Annotated in this window: 17 protein-coding genes and 4 tRNA genes; 10 read left to right on the top strand and 11 right to left on the bottom strand. The window is 44.8% G+C overall.

Features of this window, described 5'->3' with window-relative positions:
• Positions 1-283: 283 nt before the first annotated feature.
• The 6 genes from ABWT76_RS16855 to ABWT76_RS16830 all read right to left on the bottom strand — a co-directional run bounded on the left by ABWT76_RS16855 (position 284) and on the right by ABWT76_RS16830 (position 4,637).
• Entirely contained in the window at positions 284-475 is a 192-nt protein-coding gene (locus ABWT76_RS16855) for a hypothetical protein (RefSeq protein ID WP_156331814.1), read from the bottom strand.
• Positions 476-488: 13 nt separating this feature from the next.
• Positions 489-734, bottom strand: a complete 246-nt coding sequence (locus tag ABWT76_RS16850) for a hypothetical protein (RefSeq protein WP_054466950.1) — start codon at positions 732-734, stop codon at positions 489-491.
• A gap of 694 nt (positions 735-1,428) precedes the next feature.
• A complete protein-coding gene (fmt, locus tag ABWT76_RS16845; RefSeq protein ID WP_190879231.1) occupies positions 1,429-2,442 on the bottom strand; it encodes a methionyl-tRNA formyltransferase in 1,014 nt (337 codons plus the stop codon).
• A 386-nt stretch (positions 2,443-2,828) separates the two neighbouring features.
• On the bottom strand, positions 2,829-3,611 hold the full coding sequence (locus ABWT76_RS16840; RefSeq protein WP_354634658.1) for a hypothetical protein: 783 nt from the start codon (positions 3,609-3,611) through the stop codon (positions 2,829-2,831).
• A 513-nt stretch (positions 3,612-4,124) separates the two neighbouring features.
• Positions 4,125-4,195: transfer RNA gene (locus tag ABWT76_RS16835), tRNA-Gly, on the bottom strand.
• A gap of 169 nt (positions 4,196-4,364) precedes the next feature.
• The gene (locus ABWT76_RS16830) at positions 4,365-4,637 is read right to left on the bottom strand and encodes a hypothetical protein (RefSeq protein ID WP_054466930.1); all 273 of its coding nucleotides are present in this window, start codon (positions 4,635-4,637) and stop codon (positions 4,365-4,367) included.
• A 175-nt stretch (positions 4,638-4,812) separates the two neighbouring features.
• Between ABWT76_RS16830 and ABWT76_RS16825 the strand changes: the two genes are divergently transcribed.
• Complete coding sequence (locus ABWT76_RS16825; protein ID WP_354634657.1) at positions 4,813-6,840, top strand: flavin-dependent dehydrogenase; 2,028 nt, start codon at positions 4,813-4,815, stop codon at positions 6,838-6,840.
• A 271-nt stretch (positions 6,841-7,111) separates the two neighbouring features.
• Here the strand turns inward: ABWT76_RS16825 and ABWT76_RS16820 are convergent, their stop codons facing one another.
• Positions 7,112-8,737: a hypothetical protein gene (locus ABWT76_RS16820; RefSeq protein ID WP_156331815.1), complete on the bottom strand. Its 1,626-nt coding sequence runs from the start codon at positions 8,735-8,737 to the stop codon at positions 7,112-7,114.
• A 172-nt stretch (positions 8,738-8,909) separates the two neighbouring features.
• On the opposite strand from ABWT76_RS16820, the gene ABWT76_RS16815 reads away from it, so the two are divergent.
• Positions 8,910-10,034, top strand: a complete 1,125-nt coding sequence (locus ABWT76_RS16815) for a metallophosphoesterase (protein WP_054466933.1) — start codon at positions 8,910-8,912, stop codon at positions 10,032-10,034.
• 55 nt (positions 10,035-10,089) lie between these two features.
• Here ABWT76_RS16815 and ABWT76_RS16810 read toward each other — a convergent pair whose 3' ends face one another.
• Entirely contained in the window at positions 10,090-11,307 is a 1,218-nt protein-coding gene (locus ABWT76_RS16810; RefSeq protein WP_082348890.1) for an FIST N-terminal domain-containing protein, read from the bottom strand.
• 505 nt (positions 11,308-11,812) lie between these two features.
• Between ABWT76_RS16810 and ABWT76_RS16805 the strand changes: the two genes are divergently transcribed.
• Positions 11,813-12,034: a Calvin cycle protein CP12 gene (locus tag ABWT76_RS16805; protein WP_054466935.1), complete on the top strand. Its 222-nt coding sequence runs from the start codon at positions 11,813-11,815 to the stop codon at positions 12,032-12,034.
• A gap of 230 nt (positions 12,035-12,264) precedes the next feature.
• On the top strand, positions 12,265-12,858 hold the full coding sequence (locus ABWT76_RS16800) for a DUF3177 family protein (protein ID WP_231636809.1): 594 nt from the start codon (positions 12,265-12,267) through the stop codon (positions 12,856-12,858).
• A 112-nt stretch (positions 12,859-12,970) separates the two neighbouring features.
• Here ABWT76_RS16800 and ABWT76_RS16795 read toward each other — a convergent pair whose 3' ends face one another.
• Both ABWT76_RS16795 and rimO read right to left on the bottom strand, forming a co-directional pair.
• Complete coding sequence (locus ABWT76_RS16795; RefSeq protein WP_054466936.1) at positions 12,971-14,383, bottom strand: DEAD/DEAH box helicase; 1,413 nt, start codon at positions 14,381-14,383, stop codon at positions 12,971-12,973.
• Between the two features lie 296 nt (positions 14,384-14,679).
• Complete coding sequence (gene rimO / locus ABWT76_RS16790) at positions 14,680-15,999, bottom strand: 30S ribosomal protein S12 methylthiotransferase RimO (protein ID WP_190879262.1); 1,320 nt, start codon at positions 15,997-15,999, stop codon at positions 14,680-14,682.
• Positions 16,000-16,308: 309 nt separating this feature from the next.
• Here rimO and ABWT76_RS16785 point away from each other — a divergent pair, with 309 nt between their 5' ends.
• From ABWT76_RS16785 to ABWT76_RS16770, 4 genes are all read left to right on the top strand, one after another.
• Positions 16,309-16,449, top strand: coding sequence for a hypothetical protein (locus ABWT76_RS16785; RefSeq protein WP_054466937.1), 141 nt, complete (start codon positions 16,309-16,311; stop codon positions 16,447-16,449).
• A 648-nt stretch (positions 16,450-17,097) separates the two neighbouring features.
• Positions 17,098-18,291, top strand: a complete 1,194-nt coding sequence (locus ABWT76_RS16780) for a hemolysin family protein (RefSeq protein WP_054466953.1) — start codon at positions 17,098-17,100, stop codon at positions 18,289-18,291.
• A gap of 150 nt (positions 18,292-18,441) precedes the next feature.
• Positions 18,442-18,526 (top strand) — tRNA-Tyr (locus tag ABWT76_RS16775).
• 52 nt (positions 18,527-18,578) lie between these two features.
• Positions 18,579-18,650, top strand: a tRNA-Thr gene (locus tag ABWT76_RS16770).
• A gap of 278 nt (positions 18,651-18,928) precedes the next feature.
• Here the strand turns inward: ABWT76_RS16770 and ABWT76_RS16765 are convergent.
• A tRNA-Arg gene (locus tag ABWT76_RS16765) sits at positions 18,929-19,002 on the bottom strand.
• A 419-nt stretch (positions 19,003-19,421) separates the two neighbouring features.
• Between ABWT76_RS16765 and ABWT76_RS16760 the strand changes: the two genes are divergently transcribed.
• Positions 19,422-20,090 carry an Npun_F0813 family protein gene (locus tag ABWT76_RS16760; RefSeq protein WP_054466938.1) on the top strand — a complete coding sequence of 223 codons (669 nt, stop codon included), beginning with the start codon at positions 19,422-19,424 and terminating at the stop codon, positions 20,088-20,090.
• A 158-nt stretch (positions 20,091-20,248) separates the two neighbouring features.
• Positions 20,249-21,181 carry a hypothetical protein gene (locus ABWT76_RS16755; protein WP_054466939.1) on the top strand — a complete coding sequence of 311 codons (933 nt, stop codon included), beginning with the start codon at positions 20,249-20,251 and terminating at the stop codon, positions 21,179-21,181.
• Positions 21,182-21,270: the final 89 nt, after the last annotated feature.

The raw sequence follows: 21,270 nt of genomic DNA, 5'->3' as shown, positions 1-21,270 counted from the left end.
TGATGCGCCAATTCAGAATTCATCCTGAAACGACATGAATCAGAAATTTACAAAAATTAAAATTTATCAAAATTTATTAAAAAATCAACATTAAGACTTAGCTGTACGGGCGAAGCATTCCCGTAGATGTATTGTTGTTTAAACCGGAAGGTTTCTGCGCGGTAAGCGCAGCCATGCCGCAGGCTATATGCTTCGCTCTGACTAGGTTTTTGGTGTAATTCACCCTGTTGATATTACTATCCTAACCAAAAAATACTCAACTCGCATCAATCTAAGGCAGGTTTTAGGAAAACTTCAGCTTTTGGCATCGTCGGTTACATGATGATATAGGCGATCGCTCATGGAACCACTGCCACAAACCAATTGCCCACAAACCACAAGAAATCCAGAATTGAGTGAAACTGGCGATCGAGGCAAAAACCAGAGAGGAACAGCGATCGCGCACTGTTCCTCTCTGGTTAAAGTCCTCGCTCATTTCAATTTAAAACTCATCGAACCAAAATTGCTTGGGTGGGTATAGGGGGTTTAACCATTCCATAATCCGGATCTTTCCAGCACCGAGGAAGCATTTCTCCAGAAGGGAAGATTAATTGTTCCTTTTCATAAATTGCCGGATCTTGCATTTCTTCACCTAAGTGAGAACGCCCCATGACTTCACTCAAGCAGGGATCATATAAATCTTCGATTCGTATGATCTCAATCAGATCGCCGGTTAATTTTTGTTTCAAAAACATTTTTCGTCGCCTCCGTGCGGCTAATGTCAATGCTTTTTTCAGAATGCAGGCTGGTTCTATCAAACGGTGCATTACGCTTTGCTAACGCACCCTACGCCTACTGAATACTTAAGCCGGTTTGCTCTGGGACGCGACAATTATTTCCCCAGAATTCCAGCCATTTATCTCAAACAGAAAAAACTGATTAATTCTTTACTTTATACTTATAATCTTAACATTAATTTATTAATATAATTGTTAATTAAATATTAAGAAAAATCCGCAGATTCATGCCTCACCCCAGGGCAACAAAAACTTAATGTTATTCGTTGTTGGTTGTTGGTTATTTGTTATTCGTTATTTATCGCCAACAACAAACAACCAACAACCAACAAACAGGGAGCAGAGGAGCAGCGGTTCGGCCCTTCGGCTGCGCTCAGGACAGGCTTCGCTCACCGACCGAGGAGCACAGGAGCACAGGAGCACAGGAGAGAGTAAATAGTGAATAGTGATATTTTTTTAACTTTTAACTTTTCACTTTTCACTTTTAACTTTTAACTCTTAACTTTTAACTCTTAACTTTTAACTTTCTCCGTTCCACGCCACTTGCTAGACTTGGGGAGACCCCAAGATCGCAGTGGCTCCTGATAACTGTTCCCCTTTCCCCAACAAACAGCAAACAACAAACAACCAAAAACAAACAACTAATAACTGTTTATCCGTTTTCGATCGCTTCTCCTGGTTTTAACCGTGTCCCATTGGCAAAGTCCCAGCCAGACTGTACTCGTTTCCCGGTAAGCTGGACTTCTTTTAACAACAGCAACCCATCGCCGGTTTGGACAATTGGCCCAATATTTTTAATCACGGTCAGCACTTCTCCGGGACTGCCGGTGAGAGTCGATAAAGTTGACCAATTATTTGCGATCGCGCTATATATCCCACTATATTCAGGCGGCAATGCGGACCAATAGGCATCCCCCAGGGGAACCGTGGCCATAATTTTTAAAGCTTTGCCCCGAAAAGTAGCCACACAATTGGGGTAAAGTCCTCGGATGCGATCGTGCAATGCTTTAGCGGAATTTGACCAATCCAGCAAATAGTCAGATTTTTGGATTAATGGTGCGTAGGTTGCTTCCTCCTCAGACTGAGGAATAGGCGAAACTTCACCGCGATCGAGTTTTAACAAGGTTTCGATTAATAATTCTGCCCCCTGAATAGCCAACTTTTCCCCGATTTGGTAGGCATGATCCACAAGTCCAATAGAAGTATAAGCTTTTAGCAACATTGGGCCGCTATCCATCCCTGAATCCATTTGCATCGTAGTAATTCCTGTTTCCGTTTCACCGGCACACAAACACCATTGAATCGGTGCGGCACCTCGGTATTTGGGCAAAATCGAACCATGTACATTAACGCAACCCAAACGAGGCATTTCCAGAATTTCTGAGGATAAAATTTGCCCGTAAGCAACTACCACGAATACATCAGCATTCGCTGCTTTTAATTGAGTCAGGGTTTTGGTGTGTTTTTTCACTCTTGCCGGTTGCCACACGGGTAAATTATGCGCCAAAGCAATTTTTTTTACCGGAGAAGGAATTAATTCATTCCCACGTCCTCGACGTTTATCCGGTTGCGTCACCACTCCCAAAACTTCCATATTGGGGTGAGCGAGTAATTTTTCCAAGGTGTGTACCGCAAATTGAGGAGTGCCGAAGAATATCACTTTCATAAATTGATGCTAAGTGGTTAGTGGTTAGAGATAAGAATTTGTAACCCGATACCGGGCTGTTAAATCGGTGTCTGTGGTATCACTATAATGTCACTATTTTGTCAAAAAGGAAAGAGGAAAGAGTAAATAGGAAAGAGTAAATAGGAAAGAGTAAATAGGAAAGAGTAAAGATATAGTCATTTCAATTGTGATTTCGATAAAACATCAGGGGCGCAAGTATTGCGCCTCTAGAATATATGTTGATTTGTTGATTTGCTGTAGGGGCGCAAGCATTGCGCCACTAGATGGTTGTATCAATTTTAATTGAAATTACTATATTCTCTCTCCTCTCTCCTCTCTCCTCCCTATATGCGGGAATTATTGCTATATTTATTACCACATATCTCTTACCACATATTTGTCACCCCAACATTTAAAAATGTCGTAATACAATCAATAAGCTTCTGGGTTTCCGATCGACTTAGGTCATATTGTTGCCCTAAATTCAGCTTTTGCCCAGATGTCAAGACTAAGGTCAGGCGATATTTCTTTTTATCAGATTGTTTCTTGTTGGTTTCAACTTGTAATCCGAGAATTTCACTCGTCGTTCTTTTTTGAGAACGCTTCCACAAGAATCCTTTTCTGGTCAAAGTGACCGCACCAACGGTTTTATCAAAGTTACAGGTACATTGTTGATTCATTAGTCCCGATCCGATTAATCCGGCAATGATAAATAAGCTGCCAAAAAAATAACTAAAAATCCGCGAATCTTCAACAATTTCTAAACTAGCTTGTGTGGATGTACTCAAAAAGTAATTTATTTGTTGCATGGCATTTTTTTGATTTTCAAAATTTGAGCCATACTCAGATATAATTGGAATTTTTTCGGTTTTTGTTACTAAAATCAATCGCGAAGCTTGCTCCTGAGAGTTGGAGTTTGTTTCAAGTTTTGCTTCTTGAATATTTTCTAGAGAAAATGTTTTGACATCAGATGTGATTAAACTATAATGAACTAATTCACAACTGCCTTGATTCATATTTAAGCGATCGCACTTGAAAGTGGTCAATTGTTCTGGCCCGGCGATCGCCACCAAGCCAATCAGGATAAAAATCATCCCAATGATCCAACGTCTATCCGGATCATTTTGCTGGATGGTTAATTTTGTAGAGGTGTATTCAAGTATTTTCATATATGCGGCAAAACCCTACTCATCAATAAAGTTAGACCAAAGTTACACCATTAAAGTTTTACCTGATCATAAAACCGACAATTTTTCTTGTTTCCGTAACTTTTCAATTAAATTCATCCCCTGAAAAATTTAGTCTAAACTAAATTTTTGGGCTTTTAATTTACTTTAATCGCCGGAAAATTTTCGCTGAATTCCAGTCATTATGCAAAAGTCGAATCTGCCGATCGCCGACTAGGCTCAATTGTAACCTTGAACTAGAGTAAACCAGCCCCAAAATGGGGGGCAAACCACAGATTTTAAGCCTTGTACCTGACAAAATATCAAAATTTCCAGACAGATCCCTTGACTGAAATTCATAAACAATGCACATACAACAGCAGCGCGATCGCTCAAACGGATCCACCCGGAGGAAATCGCAAAGCCTAATGAGTGAAAATTGAGCAAATCAATAAATGTCCCTAAAATTAAAAACCCTTATAAGCCATAGCCTATAAGGGTTTAATTAATAAATTAAGCGGGCAGCGGGAATCGAACCCGCATTAACAGCTTGGAAGGCTGTAGTTTTACCACTAAACTATGCCCGCATCCGCTTTAATTCTGCACGTTTTCCACTATAGCACAAGTTTTGCAGATTGGCACAGAAATTTTTTATTTTTTTATTTTTTTATTTTTTCCCACAGGTTTTTCCCAGATGTGAAAAATAACAGTTAACCAATCAGCAATAAACCAAGTCACCAGTGGCCAGAGATATTTTTAGTGACCGCGATGGCGATCGCTACTGTCCGCAGCATCAGATTCCAGAAAATGCCAAACCGTAGTCACCGCTTGACTCAGCCAGCGTCTCATACTCAGATCCAGAAAATTGTCTTCCGCCAAGACTTCAGCGGTGATATCCTCTAAAGATTTGCCATCTTCGCGAGATATTTTAATGGTTCCAGCGATCGCGCAGAGCATCACCTCTTCACTCACAGGTTTTTGCCGCAGATTGACTATTTCTTGAATACTCGTCGGAATGGGATAATTCATGGCTAGTTGAGAGGATATACAAGTATGAAGAAGCTGAGATTTTTGTTAAATTTTGTTAAATTTTTTAATTCAGTATAGGGATTATACACCAGTTTGTCAATTTGTCAACCGCAGCCCGGTAATCGCGGCCAAAAATTTCTCACCCGCAAACAATCATCAACCACAGAGCATTTAAATGAAAGAAATTCTTTACTTAGAAGTCCCCACCCCCAACACCGAGGCGGTTTGTACCTGGTTACAACAAGAGTTTAAGCCGATCGCCGGCAGCAAACTCATCACCCCCGATGGCATTCGCGTTCAGTTTTCAGAACCTGCGGGGGAAAAAGGCGCCGAACTATCTACAGAACTATCTATATTTATCTGGTCTGTCCAACGCACCACTTATCTGAAAGTTTTTCGCTGGGCAGAAAAACCCATTCGGGATGAACAGAAAATGATCTACGCCCTGACCGCCGAGATCAGAAAGCAGTTCCCCTACCAATATCCCGAACCGCCCAACATTGATTTATCTAAAGAATCAATTTTTGAGGCATTAGCCAAGGATTACCCACAGACCGTCAAATACTTTCAAAAAATTCCCAACGGAGAGTATGACCTCAACCGAGTCTATTGGTGGGAAAAGCGTTGGCGAGAATCGGTTCGCAACCCCAAACAACCGAAACAAGTAATTTTCCCCGTCACCGAGAGTACCCCGACCGGCGATCGGTCAACCACTTATGACTTAATTTATCTAGGCGGGGCCTTGGGGGTGGTTCACGCCGCAGTTATGGCCAAACTGGGCTATCAAGTGCTGTTAATTGAAAGGATGCCCTTTGGTCGGATGAATCGAGAATGGAACATTTCCCGGGCTGAGTTTCAAAGTTTGATTTCCCTGGAATTATTCACTCCCAGTGAATTTGAAAGCATCATTGCTTGTGAATATATTGATGGGTTCCATAAATTTTTCGATAGTAACAATCCGCCGCAGTGCAAGGCCCAAGTGCTGCATACCCCCACGGTGCTGAATATCGCGATCGATGCGGAAAAATTCTTGCGGCTATGTGGAGAAAAACTACAGGCAGCAGGGGGAGAAATTTGGGATCAGACCGAGTTTGTCCGCGCTGAGATTTCATCAGAGGCGGCGACAGTCTTTTGTCAACATTTGCCCACCCAGACAGCGAAACAAGCCAGAGGTCGCTTAATGGTGGATGCGATGGGTACTGCCTCCCCGATCGCATGGCAACTGAATGGCGATCGCGCTTTTGACAGCGTATGTCCCACCGTTGGGGGGGTGATTTCCAGTGGCTTGGCCCCCGAAGTTTGGGATACGCAATATGGGGATGTGCTCAACAGTCACGGAGATATTTCTCGCGGACGACAGTTAATTTGGGAATTATTCCCTGGGGCTGACGGAGAACTAACTTTTTATTTATTTCATTACCATCAGGTGAATCCAGAAAATCCAGGCTCATTACTGGAAATGTATGAGGACTTTTTCACGATTTTGCCAGAGTATCGCCGCTGCAACATGGATGACTTAGTGTGGAAAAAAGCCACCTTTGGTTATATTCCCGGACATTTTAGTAACAAAGCCAGCGATCGCACCATTGCCTTCGATCGCCTGATTGCCCTAGGGGATGCGGCATCTTTACAATCACCCTTAGTTTTTACGGGCTTTGGTTCTCTAGTGCGTAACCTAGGTCGCTTAACTCGCTTATTAGATGTTGCCCTGAAACACGATCTGCTCACAGCCAACTATTTAAACCAAATCCGGGCTTATCAAAGTAATGTTGCAGTCACCTGGATGTTTTCCAAAGGCATGATGGTGCCCACAGGTCAGTTCTTGCCACCGGAACGGATCAACTCAATGCTCAATACATTCTTTGGTCTTTTGGCCACTGAACCAGGGGCGATCGCCGATTCTTTTATCAAAGATCGGGTAGGTTGGCTCACCTTTAACCGACTAGCCCTCAAAGCCGCCACCCTTAACCCCGCTTTACTCTGGTGGATTTGGCAAATGGCGGGCACAAAAGACCTGATTCGTTGGCTGGGCAGTTATTTTAATTTCACCTTATTTTCTCTTTTAAGCTGGATATTTGTCTGGTTGCCTAGCTTCACCCGCTGGTCGCAACAATGGCTAGAACCGCGATTTCCCGGTCTTTGGTTTTGGCTTCTAGCTCAAAGCTATGCCTTAACTTATGGAGTGGGACGACCGCAATCTTGAGACAAGGGAACGGGGTGTGGGGTGTAGGGTGTAGCCCTTCGGCAGGCTCAGGGTAAGAGGTGTGGGGTGTGGGGTGTGGGGGGAAGAGAGAAAAGAGAATAGAGAAAAGAGAATAGAGAATTTTCCTATGCATCCTATGCATCCTATGCATCCTATGCATCCTATGCATCCTCTTCCCCTACACCCTACACCCTTCCCCCTACACCCTACACCCTACACCCTACACCCTACACCCTTCCCCCTACACCCCGCTTTGCTGCAACCCAAGCACTTATTTTGTGGGAAAGCGGGGCAATTCCACCGCTGCGAGAGATCGCCGTTTCTTGGCTGAACGTTCTGGATAAACCACAGGCGCTGGCCAATTTTGGGTCGGTTCCCCCCCTGGAGAATTCATCGGATTCATCGGCTTTATCGGCTCCGCCAATCCTAAAAGTTCCGGTAAATCACTATGGGAATTGGCTGAATTATCTCCTGAATTCGGCTGGAACTCAGTCCGGTAAGTCGATCCGACAACCACTGAAGTGCTTGCCAAAGTGGTTGCTAAGGCCTCATGGGAATTTGCCAGATCAGTCCCTTGGGCTGAGATAGGCAAATCAGCAGACTCGTGACCTTCTGACACCGACCCTGGGGGAAGACTGCCGTTGGCGGCTGGACTGACCATATCCCGAATCGTTTGAATTAAATTGTCTTCTTCCGGCCAGTTCAAAATCTGGTTTTGGGTTTCCTTGGTTTCCGGGCGGGGGCTCACCATTGGTAAACTCAATGAATTCGCCGACTGAAGCCGATCAGCGGCTGGTGCGGATCCAGGGGAGCAAGATGCGGACGGAGGCAACTCAGGTGTTTCCGTCATTCGCTCTAGTTTTTCCTCCAACTCAAACACCGATGTTTTTGAAGACGTTGTGTACCAAGGTTGAATCGGCACTGACTTAGGCACCACACCCCATGGAGACACCGCGATCGGTTCTTCCGTGCGGTCTGAGGCAATTTCCCCGGAAAAATCCTCTTCTAGATTCAGAGAATAATCCCTGGAATCAGTCACGGTGACGCCTTCAAGTTCTTTTTGCCGTGCGGATTGTTGATTTTCTAAAGATTTTTCTAAAGCGGCTTTAAACTGTAAAGATTGACGTTGTTGCCGATTTAAACGATCTCGTAACTCCCGGCAAGTATTGGCCGCTTGTAAGTTTAGGTGAACTTGTTGGTGATAAAGTTGCACAGTGGTGGCGCATTCTCGTTCCAGTTGGGCTAAACGCTCTTGACTTTGTTGCCATTTTTTGGATAAGTCAGCGATGCTGTAAAGCTGATCCTGAATTTTTTCTTGACAAACCGCTAACTCTTCCGTCAAATGCTTAATCTGCGCTTGCGCCGCCTGTAATGCGCGAGTTTTTTCGTCAAGCTGTGCTTGTTGGGCTTCAGCATTCAATTGTTGATCTTCTACAAAGCGCTGATATTGTGATAATAAATTTTCCAGATGTTCAATTTCTTCACACAATTCTGGTTCCCCAGAAGCCGATGGCTCCTCGCCTTTGGTGACAAGCTTTTGTGCCTCAATGATCTGGGCGATCGTCAATTTATAGTAGTCTAGAGGTAGTAAGTTAGGTGCCTCTGGTTCCACAGGTGTCACCTCCTCTTGTTCCAATTCCAAGTCATCCACACTCATAGCACCAGGAAAATTCACCGTTTCCCAAGATGAGTCCTCGGTTGACTCTTCTGGAGTCATAGCCGATGAGTCAATATTTTTGGCAGTCTTGGCCAAAATCTCCCTGGTTTTGGCATTGGTAGATGGCGGTAAACCGGATTGACTGCTTCGATTGCTAGAAATGGGCGCGATCAAATCTGACAAATTTTCTGACAAATTTTCTGACAAATTGTCGGATTCATACATATCGAATTGACTCATCGTTGTCCTCTAGAACGCGATTAATTTTCAATTTAAGTCAGAAAGTTCTCAATCGTTCAAAAGCACAATCAACAGAACAATTAAAGAACCATTAAATAACCATTAAATAACCATTAAACACCAATTATTGTCCGCTATATCATCCAATTATAACTTTTTTAATCAATTACAAATGAATCTGAATTTTCGTTTTGCGATCGTCAGCGATCCTCATGTGGCTCTGCCTCATACCATTGAAAACAGTAAAAGTCCTTTTCATCTGATTGAAATTAGCATCCCAGCCCTCGAATTGGTATTCGAGCGTTTAGCTCAAGCCAACGCCAAAATTGATTTTCTCTTACTGACAGGAGATTTAACCCATCACGGGGAGCCAGATAACCATGCTTGGTTAGCTTCTCGGTTAGTTCGTTTGCCTTTTCCGGTTTATGTGATTCCGGGCAATCACGATATCCCTGTTTTAAAGTCAAATCATCAGTCGATTGGCTGGACAGAATTTGGCCACTACTACCAAAAATCTGGTTACGAGAATCCTGAATCCCTCTATTACACTTGTGAAATGCTCCCTGGAGTCCGATTAATTGCCTTAAATTCTAATATATTCGATGCCCAAGGCAATCAACTAGGGCGACTGGACGAAGCACAATTGCAATGGCTAGAAGATGTCTTGATCCGAGCCAATGCACACCAAGAACTCGTCTTGGTGATGGTGCATCATAATGTGGTGGAACATTTACCAGACCAATCCAACCATGCGATGGGGCGGCGGTATATGTTGGATAATGCGGGGGAACTCCGACAACTCCTGGCAAGATATGGGGTGCAGTTAGTATTTACAGGCCATTTACACGCCCAACATATTGCTTGTCAGCAGGGTTTGTACGATGTGACTACGGGGTCTTTAGTCAGTTATCCCCATCCCTATAGAATTTTAGAGTTTAGAACTGATGCCAGGGGAAGACAGACTTTACAGATTGCTTCCCATCGGGTGGAGTCCCTCCCCGCTTGGCCGGATCTGCCGGCGAAATCACGTCAATTAATGGCTGATCGCAGCTACCCATTTATGATGCGGCTGTTATCGGTTCCGCCGTTGAGTTTGCCCCAACCACTCTGCGAAGAATTCGCCCCGTTTTTGCGTTACTTTTGGGCAGATATTGCCTGCGGAGATGCTTGGTGTGATTTTCCCCAATTTCCCCCTAAAGTGCGTGAATATTTCCAAAGTTTCAGCAGCACAAACGGAAATGGGCAACCGATGATTAAAGATAACAACATCACCTTGGAACTGCACGCGCCTCGTTGAAGGGCGATCGGGCAATTGTCTGGGGTGGGGTGAAGTTTCTCTAAGATCATCCCGGTCAAGGTTGGCGGCAGATGCCAAACACTGAGGTATAGCCGTGGAGAAAAGTGCTGCCACCAACCGGCCCAATTTCGCCATTACAGAAAAATCCGCTCAAAGGCAAATTAGACAGATATTTGTGAAATAGTTTGGAATCAAAGTTAGGCTGACCATAGAGGTATTGTCCCCGTCCCAAACAAGAAAACATTAAAGCCCCGACGGCATTGGTTTTAAAGCTTTGTTCTTGATACCGCAACAGGAGCATTTCCAAGTCTTCGGCGGAAGTTTTCGCATCTCGTAAATGAAATTGAATCCGTTGCCCAGTTCGCACGCGATCGCCAATGGCAATCGCACCACTTCGGGGATCGACTCCAAGTAAATTTCTAATCAAAAAATCTCCCGGTGCCAACGCTTGTTTAAACTCATCCCGCACCACCCCGACAAATAAAGAATGCTGTGCCAGTTCTCGATCTGCTTCGGAAAGACTTTCGATCAGTTCTTGCAGCACGGCTAGGGGTGACTGGGGGGTGCCTGTATGGATCGTCGATTCTAATTCCGTGACAATATTGCGATCGCCCGAAACTACTCGGAAGGGTTCACCAATGGGACGACACCCTTGAGCCACAATCGTCGAAATCACAATATCACCGATCAAAGCTACTCCCACCGTCCCTTCTCGGTATATGCGATCGTGGCAGAACAACGCCACGGAGTTCATGGAAACTCCACCACTGGCGAGTCCACCAATTTTCACCGAACCGGAATAAGCAAAATCCAGTCCTTGCAACAGATCATTAATTCTGGCAGTCATGGGATCTGCTAACAGCACAAACTGAGGCTGATGGGCTTGAGGGACTCCTACGAGATCCACCCAGTCCGTCTGAGGACTATCTAAATCCGGCAACTCAGCGGCAGAAATATGAAATGTTTGCACCTCGACTCCAGGCAGATAGGCCAAGGTTAAACTAATCGCCGGTTTGCCTTCGAGTTCTTGGGTTGTGCCGTCCGGCGACATCCCCACAATCCCCGCGCCAGAACAGCCAATCACCTTGGGCTGACTTTTTAGTTTTTCCCGTAACAAAGGCATGACCCGGGAATATTCACTGGCAAAGGCTGAAGAAATAAAGATCAAAGCCAAAGACGCCGATCCGTCTAATTGTTGTTCAGCTTGTTCTATGACCTCATTCAGTGCGGCTTCCAGAGACGCACGGGTTGATAAGGCATTTGCCCACTTCATTCGGTTTGCCTGGGTCTGTTCCATCCTCGATCCTCTTCTTGGCTCTATTTTCAGGAATGCTTGATCTGCTTTTAGGGTTTATTGTAGAACTACACAGAATATATATAGTCTGGTAGAAAATATCGATCACTATTTAACGATCCCTATGTAACATAAGTTAACATATAGTAAAAGGTGGCTCTCACGGATACACTGTACACAAGAAAAGCCAACCGCGAGGATCCAATATTCCCTGATGAAAAGAGCGAATTTTAGGCATCCTTTGTTTGGTGTATCACCAAAAAAGAGCAGTTATCTTAGGGCTGACTAAGCCGTTCCCTGGGTTCCCAGAGATGAAATGAGCGTCACCGTGACTCCCATTCGTCTCAAAGTCAGGGAAAAGGGCTGACAAGCGATCGCCTCTAGGGTCAGGCAATCAGCCACTCTGGAGCGATTAATCAGGATCAAAGCATCATTAGTCAGTTCTCCTGACTAAAATGCCAAAGTTGTTGAGAATCAGGACATTATGAGCGATATCAAACAGGAACTCGAAAAAGAACTTCAAAATGCCCGCGCTGTTTGTGATGTCAATGGAGGGAATTCTGCGGAATGTGCAGCAGCTTGGGATGCAGTGGAAGAATTGCAAGCTGAAGCATCTCACCAAAAACAAGTCAAACCCAAAAATTCCTTTGAAAAATATTGTGATGATAATCCCGATGCTGCTGAGTGTCGGCTGTATGATGACTAAATCGGCTTAAGTCTTTTTATTAAATCATCCTGGCATCACTGACCCTCACAAGCAGCTAGATTTCTTGAGCGGAAATTCTAGCTGCTTGTATTTTTAGATTTTCCAGTAGCTGTAGCTTTAATTGTTATGCTTTGATGACTCAGAAATGTTGGTTGTCAAATATCTGGAGAACTGCCACATTCCTGGATAGTCACCACTCATCGATCTCTAATTTTACTGTCTAAAAAATTATGACCCTAACGGAACATCTAGTCTGGATGGACTACCGATTAGCGGTAATTTTTACCGTACTAATTCCTCTCATATTACTAATTTGGTCATTTACCGTAAAATCCGATGCAATTCAACATTTAGTCACAATTTATTGGAAAGTTTCCAGTTTATTAGCGATTACTGTTTATTTAATGATTGCGGCGTTACCGATTAGCTTTATTTCCGCGATCGCCGCTCGGATTTTGATTCCCATTTCTCTTTGGTTTTGGGTAGACCTCAACGAAGAAATTGAAGAGCAGCCCGATTCACTCTTGAAGCTTTCTTTCACCGCTTGGCGATGGGCGATGACCGTTTATATGACCGTGGGCGCATTGCTACAAATTCCCGTGACTCGCTGTGGATTTTGGCCTAAAAATATGATTTTAGGTGAACCATCTTGTCGCATTTGGTTAGATGCTCCTTGGGGCTATAAAGAAATGTTCCATGCTAACAGCAGTCCTGGTTTTTTGGGCTTTTTAGGAATTGTCGGCTTAATGTTTTATGCCATTTGTTTTACTTGGTTTGTAGTCGTTCGTTTGGGCAAACAAGGACGTTCAGCCACGGGCAATTAATTTAATCATTATTAATTAAAAAAATTGCCGTTCGCCCCAAAATGGATGCGGACAGGCAATTTTTTTACCTAAATTTTTTACCTAAATTCAGGATGAACCGATGAAATAAAGACTATTTCTGTTTAGAAGAAGATGAAGAAGTCTTCCGTAATTTAGGCTTAGGTGTTGATGTCTGTTTGTAAAATTCTTCATCCACAGCATCTAACTCATCATCTTTTTCGCTGAGAGCCGAAATCGGGCGAATTTTATCATAAGCCATTTGTAAAGCCGCTGCGGCGATCGCGTGCGGTTCATACTCCTCGCTCAACTGAGAAACAATCGGCAAGAAAGAAGCCAAGCGCTCTCCTTTCAGGGTTTCCAGCACTTGATTTTGCAGTTTTTCCAAATGCCGTGCTTCAATTTGCGAGCGACTCGGCAACGAGCGAATATATAATTTTTGCCCCACTTGCCGCTCAATTTGGGTCAGCTTGCGCCGGTCAAATGGCTGAATCAAAGAAATGGCCGTGCCTTCGCGACCTGCCCGTCCGGTACGCCCAATGCGGTGGATATAGCTTTCCACATTGTCCGGTAAATCATAATTAATCACATGAGTCAGGTGATCGATATCTAGCCCCCGTGCGGCGATATCCGTGGCCACAATCCAACGGACCTGCTGTTGGCGTAAACGGTTTAATAACCGTTCCCGTTGTGACTGATTCAAATCACCGTGGTATTCATCCGCACTGTAACCCATCGATTGTAGTTGACTGGTCAGTTCGGCTGCGGCTCGCCGTGTCCGCACAAAGATTAAAGCGGATTCCGGGTCTTCTAATTCTAAAATTGGGTAGAGTGCCCGCATTTTCGACCAGCCACGGGGCACCATGTACACCACTTGATTGATCCGTTTTGGAGTCGCTTTTGGCTGCTGAATCACCACCGTGACCGGATCCTTCAGGTGCTTTTGAATCAGGCGACGAATCGAGTCATCCATTGTCGCTGAGAAAAACGCGGTCTGGCGTTCTGGGGGTGACGCTTCCAGGATCCGTTCTACATCTTGAATAAAGCCCATGCTCAACATTTCATCGGCTTCATCCAGAACTAGATACTTCAGTTGATCCAGTTTCAGGCAGCCGCGATCGAGTAGATCCAGAATCCGACCGGGAGTGCCGACGATAATATCAATGCCCCGTTTTAAGCGTTGGATTTGGCGGTCAATAGCTTGACCTCCGTAAACCGACAACACTCGGATGCGACGATCTCCACTCAGATCGCGAATCGCATCAGTCACCTGTACCGCCAACTCACGAGTCGGAGTTAAAATCAGTGCTTGAACTTCCTGTCCTTCGGGACTCAGCCGCTCCAACATGGGTAGAGAAAACGCCGCCGTTTTCCCCGTCCCTGTTTGAGCTTTTCCTGCCACATCCCGACCGGCCAAGAGATGGGGAATAGCTTGAATTTGAATTTCTGTTGGGTTTTGGAAGCCTATTTTTTCTAAATGATTGACACGAGCTTCGGAAATACCGATAGTTTCAAAGGAAAGAGTCATTTAATCTCCTAACAACATTAGAATCAGAGCCAAGGCTGATTGATTGCAGCCTTTTCAGTAAATAAGTATTTGCTTTAACATCATTGACTGCCCAGAGATTGCCATCTTTTGTTGGTTTTTGAGCCAGCTTGCAGTCCAGAACACCGTTTAATAATTGATTAAATTAAAATGTATGTTGTGAACTGATCGAACATGAGAGCATCCCAGTACAGGGGCTCATTCATTGGGTTTTCAGCAACTCACTGGACGTTGCCAACCTTCAGCCTAGGCTAATGGTTGGCTATGGTCGCCCGGTCTTAGTCCGAAGCGACTTCACCATATAAGTCATAGACATCAGCGCCGGTGACAAGTACCGGGACGATCTCCCCAATACTCGCCTGACCCTGCACATAAACCAGTCCATCGACTTCTGGAGCAAATCTGGGACTACGACCAATAAATTCTCCAGTTTGGGGATTTTCTTGTTCAATCAAAACATTGACAATTTTGCCAACTTCTGCTTGATTTTTCTGCAAAGATATGGGTTGTTGAAGTCGCATCAGCGCATCCCGACGCTCCTCCATCGTTTCTTGAGCAACTTGGTTGGATAAGTGAGCCGCTGGGGTTCCTTCTTCCGGTGAAAAGGTGAAGACCCCGACATGATCAAATTCATGGCGTTGGACAAATTGCCACAAATGGTCAAAGTGTTCTTCGGTTTCCCCCGGAAAACCGACGATAAAACTGGTGCGGACTACCGCTTCTGGTAGCGCTGTTTTAATATTTTCCAGAATGCGATCGTTGACTCCAGCTTGCCAAGGACGATTCATCATTCGCAAAATCTCTGGATGAGAGTGCTGAAGTGGTAAATCTAAATATGGCAAAACATTGGGAGTTTCTTTGATCGCCGCAATCACTTGGGGGGTTAAGCCCGTGGGATAAGCGTAGTGAATCCGAATCCAAGGTACATCTACTTTCCCCATGGCTCGGAGTAGTTCGGCTAGTACGCAACGCCCGTAGAGATCCAGGCCATAGTTGGTGGTGATTTGAGAGATTAGGATAATCTCTTGCACCCCCTGGGATGCCAGTTGTTCGGCTTCAGCGACAATCGATTCTATGGGGCGCGATCGCTGATTGCCGCGTAAATGCGGAATGATACAAAAAGAACAGCGATAATCACACCCTTCTGCTACCCGTAGATAAGCAAACGGTTCAGGAGTTGTGCGATAACGGGGAACCGTTTCGTCAGCCAGATAAGTGGGTTCGGCGGAAACTTCTTTAACCCTTTCTCCTGCTTCAGCGCGAGTAATAACATCAACAATCTTATGATAGTCGCCTGTACCGACTACGGCTACTGCTTCTGGCAATTCTTCGAGCAATTCTGCTTGGAAGTGTTGGGCCATGCAGCCGGTAATCACAATCTTTTTATTGTCTTCCGCCAGTTCCACCAGGGTCCGAACGGATTCAGCCCGGGCGGCTTCAATAAAACTACAGGTATTTACGATTACATAGTCTGCGAGTTCTTCGTTGGCATCGACTTCGTAGCCAGCGGATACTAGCAGACCGAGCATATGTTCTGTATCGATGCGATTTTTTTCGCATCCTAAGTGAGATATGGCAATAATTGGCTTTTTGCCCATGCAGTCGGCTTGTCTATGAATAATATCTGCCTCAAATGGAGCTTTTTTGCTCTTCATTCATATATCTTAACCAAAATACACCAAGACTGGTTTGACTACAAGCAAGATTTTCATGCCTGTTTGGTAAATTACACTCTATGATTGGGAAGGTTACTGGGGAAATTTACTCAAGGATGATGCAGCAGTCTGCCCAAATCCTGAAGTAAAATCAATTATATAGATTGCTACGCAGACTCAGACAGCGATTGTCTGTGCCGGTCTGCGCTGTACAATCTCTGAAATTTTTTCCCTTATGGGAGCAAATCCGCCATGTCAGACTTTAACCGAGGAATTATGAAATTTGACGGAGCCGATCGCCAAGGGGCGATCGCTCTATCCGCTGTAATCATTTTAGGCAGCATTGGCTGCCTAATCGCTTGGGCTGTCCAAGCTGCCTACTCATTTAATTAAAATGCTTCCCGGCTACTCCGACTAGATTCGGCATCGCCATCATCTTTGACCATTCAAGAAACCGGGTTGAAAGGGTTAACTCTTGCCACCCAAGCAAAACTTAACCCTCGCCTCTGCGGGGGCAGGCTTAAGAAACCCGGTTTCTGAATTTAATTCTACTTTAAGTGATTTTTATGGCATGGCATAAAAAAGTGGCAAAAGTGAGCGCATATCAGCAAAAAATCTGTCTCACTAATTGTCCGACAAGATTTGTAAAATTCAATAATTTCAATAATTTCCATGAATTAACCAGATTTATCTGGCAGCAACATCGTCCTGTTCGGTGATATTTGCTTAATTGTTTTGATTGATACGTAAGTTACTTACTCAGAAATTTTTCTCATTTTAGTGATAAGCTTAGGCCAAGAAATAGTCACTTAGGTAATGGTGAGGATGGTCGGTGGCTGGATCTTGAGAGTGTAGTCATTTGTTAAGATATGCTCACAATTCAGTGATTCCCTCCGGGACACTTCGTGAACGCAGTTCGAGCATCTTCCCTGAACCCACCTGACCATTGAACGACTTTGGATAAACTGAACACACAGATTTCCAGTTTCTCAGGACTGATTTGATTAAGATTGATAATTGCACATTCATTCACCGGCCAAAGTGATTTCTTCCCCGATTTCGTTTTACCTTTTAGCTGCCTCAGAAATCCGCCCCCTCTTGGGCAATATTTGGATTGATCTTGGGGTCTTGGTTTTGATGGTGACTTGTTCGGCTTTTTTCTCTGGATCGGAAACCGCAATTACAGCGCTGGATAATCTGAAACTGAGAGCTTTAATCAAAGAACAGGGAGACCCCAACCGGATCTTTACTCTGGTGCTCCATAAACGGAGTCGGTTTATTACGACCTTGTTAATCGGCAATAACCTGGTCAATAATTTTTCGGCGATTCTCACGAGCAACCTTTTTGCGATTTGGGTAGGGCCTGCGGGGTTGGGACTCGCCACGGCTGCAATTACCTTGTTGTTGTTGATTTTTGGGGAAATTACGCCCAAGTCTCTGGCTATCAATAATGTGATTCCCTTGTTTAAACTGGCCGTTCCCCCAGTTTATGGTTTGTCCCGACTCCTCTCGGCCTTTGGAATTGTCCAGTTTTTGGAAAAAATTACTCAGACGATCATTAATTTGGTTCAACGCAACGCCGTACAACCAGGGGAGTCGGTTAAAGATTTACAGTTAATGATCGAAATTCTGGGGGGCAAGGGTCAGTTAGATTTGTATAAACATCGACTCTTGAACAAAGCCCTGATGCTGGATAGCCTCAGTGCCAGAGAAGTGGTGAAACCTCGGATTGAGATGCGGACGATTTCCCATCAAGCCACAGTGGAAGATTTGGTTGATTTGTGTCTGGAGACGGGATATTCTCGGATTCCCGTCCAAGAAGAATCGAAAGATCGCATTGTCGGGGTGGTTCATTTGAAGCAAGCTTTACCCTATTTGGGCAATTGGCAAGGAGAAGCGGATCGTGGAGATCGCCCCTCTACATCCGCTTCATTCGGCACCAGTTTGCCGGTGACGGAATTAATGGATCCTCCGGTTTATGTTCCAGAAACTAAGCGGGTGGCGGATTTACTTAAGGAAATGCTCCAACAACGATTCCATATTGCCATTGTTGTGGATGAATACGGTGGCACCGTGGGATTAGTGACCTTAGAAGATATTCTCGAAGAACTGGTGGGGGAAATCTATGATGAAAGTGATTTTCCCTTGCGCGATCGCACCCAATCTGGTCAGTCGAGTAAATCATCATCGGGGCGTTCTGCCCGAACTAAGGGCAATCAAGCCGACAAGCCTTAACCATCAGCCTTTGCGGGCATCAAACCATCCTCTCTGAAGAAATCATCCAGGGATTTAATCAGCGCCCGGGAACTATCAAAAAAAAATTTTTTGTAAAAACAGTTGCATTTCAAAATTTTTGTGCTAGGATATATAACTGTGGGTTCAAAAGGGTCGGTGCCCGAGAGGTTAATGGGGGCGGACTGTAAATCCGCTGGCTACGCCTACGCTGGTTCAAATCCAGCCCGGCCCACCACAAACCAAATATGGGTTTATTTATATTTCTAAACCTGGTTTAAAGTACCAGCGCCCGTGTAGCTCAGTGGTAGAGCACACCCTTGGTAAGGGTGAGGTCACGAGTTCAATCCTCGTCACGGGCTTTTAAATTATTTCCTTACAGCATAAGGCTTGTAGAGGGTTAACTTCATTGATAATATTATCCGTTAACCTATATTTCACTGATTAGCACTTGAGCATAATACAGCAAAACAAGGGTATTTACGGGAATATGGGAATAGTTTCCCCTGATCATGGCATCGCTCTATCAAGGGATCTATCTAGGGGCAAGCCATTGAACCGATCGCCGATAGGGGTCATAGTCTGGTCATAGTCGCGATCGCCCATGAGCGGGTTTATCAAGGTTTCCAGATATTTTGAACGGGTGCGACAGGATTCGAACCTGTGACAAACGGATTAGAAGTCCGCTACTCTATCCATCTGAGTTACGCACCCAAGCGATCGTGCTGGTATAGTATATCACGATTTTCGCCAATTTGGATCTAAAAAAAGATCAAACAAGGTTTGCGATACCTTTCACATTAATATATGGTATCAAAATATGTCCATAGTGGTCTAAGAAATCAAAAATATGAGCGATCGCCTCCAGGAGGGAACTGAGAACAGTCTGATCCAAGATAGTGATAAATGTACAGTAAAGCAGTAAATTATGAATCAGGCAACTGTCTCCGTAAAATCATCAATCCATTGGTGAGCCGACGGAGACAACATTCTCCGGCAGACCGCCTCTCACTGATTAAACGTCTCAGGCGCAGGCGACTGTCCAGAGAATCACCTTGTCATTCCCGCGAAGGCGGGAACACCCAAGGGCTATTGTAGCCCAGGCAAGCCACAAAGATTTAATTGGCAGTGTCATGTTTATTCTGAAACGGCAGGATGTTGAAATCTCTAGTGTTCAGCACCCCAAAACGGGTCAGCAGATTCCAATTCTGAACTATCAAGGTCAAAGCTTTCGTTTGATTAACGTATTTGGTGCGGCTCAAGCGGAAGAGGCAAGAGCTTTCTGGCGGGATCTGACTGATAACCGTGGGAAAGCTTGTGTCCTGCTCGAAGAGCCTGACAGATACAGTGTTTGGGGAAAAATAAAAATAGAACAACTTGGTGACGACACCAGCGGGGCTGGAACGGCATCTACCGCCGTGTTGACCCAAGCTTCTTTACTACTAATGCAAGCGGTGTACTTCGATATTGAAGATTTGCTTGGCAACCGGCAAGCTTCTGCCTTTCAGAAGGACATTGCTCAAATCATGCAAAAGTGGAAATTCCCCCAAGTCGATTCTCCCAAGGCGGTGAGTCAGCTACTTGAGATGAATCCTTTAGAAGACAAGATGCCCGCATGGCAGGAGCATCATATAACTACCTTGTTGCAAGAACTCTTTAATCTTGGCAAACAATATTTTGGCAATGACAGCTTTACTGCTGGAGCCGTTGATGCCTTGGAAGACTTGCAACAAAGTGAGCGCAAGCAGTTTGTTGATTGGATGAATCAATATCCCCTAGGTAAGCTCTGGGGAACAGATTAAATCACAATCTGTAACAATTGATCCGGAACTCCCAGGACAAATAGGATTGATCTGAACCCGATCCTGGATTCCGCCTGAAGAAGCGAGAACCGCAAAGTTATATCCATTCATATGTCTTTGCGATCCGCAAACAGCGAGTTAACCTTTTGGGATGTCCTATGCGTACAAGCTCAGAAAAGTTAAGCAGTTCTCAACCGTTGCTATCAGCCCAAAATTTGATTGTCGCCGGCATTGCTTGGGCGGTCTTTGCTCTGTTGTTTTTTCTGCTATTCAGTGTTACTCCTCCCGGTGAGGAACGACCGCTTTGGTATTCAATTGGTACTTTGATTTTTGAAGTGGTCGCATTTTTGGCCGGAGGCATTCTGTGTTTGAGAAATTGGCGTTCTCCACAGGTGGTCAGCGGACGGACGGTTTGGCTGGCAATTGGGATCGGGCTGCTGTCATACGCGATCGGCGATATATTGTTTGGCTGCTGGGAACTAATTTGGCAGTTACAGCCAGATGTGACTTTGGGAGATATATTTTTTCTGATTACCTATATCTGTCTGGGTTGGGGCATGGTATTGGCAGTTCTCTCCAAGCGCGTCAACCTGGAAATTTGGCAGTGGGCAGTATTACTGGGAATTGCCGCCCTCGGTATTGCTTTCGCCTTTTGGGTTTCTATGCCCACAGAAGGTGCTTTGACTGCAACTGAAGCGGTCATTCCCGAATTTTCCACCACTGCCCCAAGGATCATCTTGGCCATTGATACCGAATTGTCCAAATATTCCTACTATGTAGGACTATTTTATGTAGTCGCTGATGTATTTCTCTTGATTATTGCCACAGCGCTGCTTTTGGCCTTTTGGGGCGGTAAATTTTCCCAATCTTGGCAAATGATCGCCGCAGCGACTTTTTCCCTTTATATTGCGGATATGTGGTTTAAATACGCCGATAGATCGATTGAAAATTATCAAAGTGGCAACCTTTTGGAAGTGTTTTGGATTTTCTCTCCAGTGCTGTTTGGTATTGGTGCGGTTTTGGAATATCACATTTCCACTCGTTCCCGTCAAGGCCGACGCCGACGAGGTGGATCTTCCTCTTCTAGTTGATCCGATCTTTGAATTGTCCTTGAATTGCCGATCCGGAGTGTGAGATTTCCTGCCGATCAGGAGATTTTGATCTCCGGATTATTTTTTTC

The sequence above is a fragment of the Planktothricoides raciborskii GIHE-MW2 genome, from assembly GCF_040564635.1.
GTDB classification, from domain to species: domain Bacteria; phylum Cyanobacteriota; class Cyanobacteriia; order Cyanobacteriales; family Laspinemataceae; genus Planktothricoides; species Planktothricoides raciborskii.
Note: the sequence above shows the minus strand (reverse complement) of the source record. Positions and strands in the feature narration are given on the sequence as shown.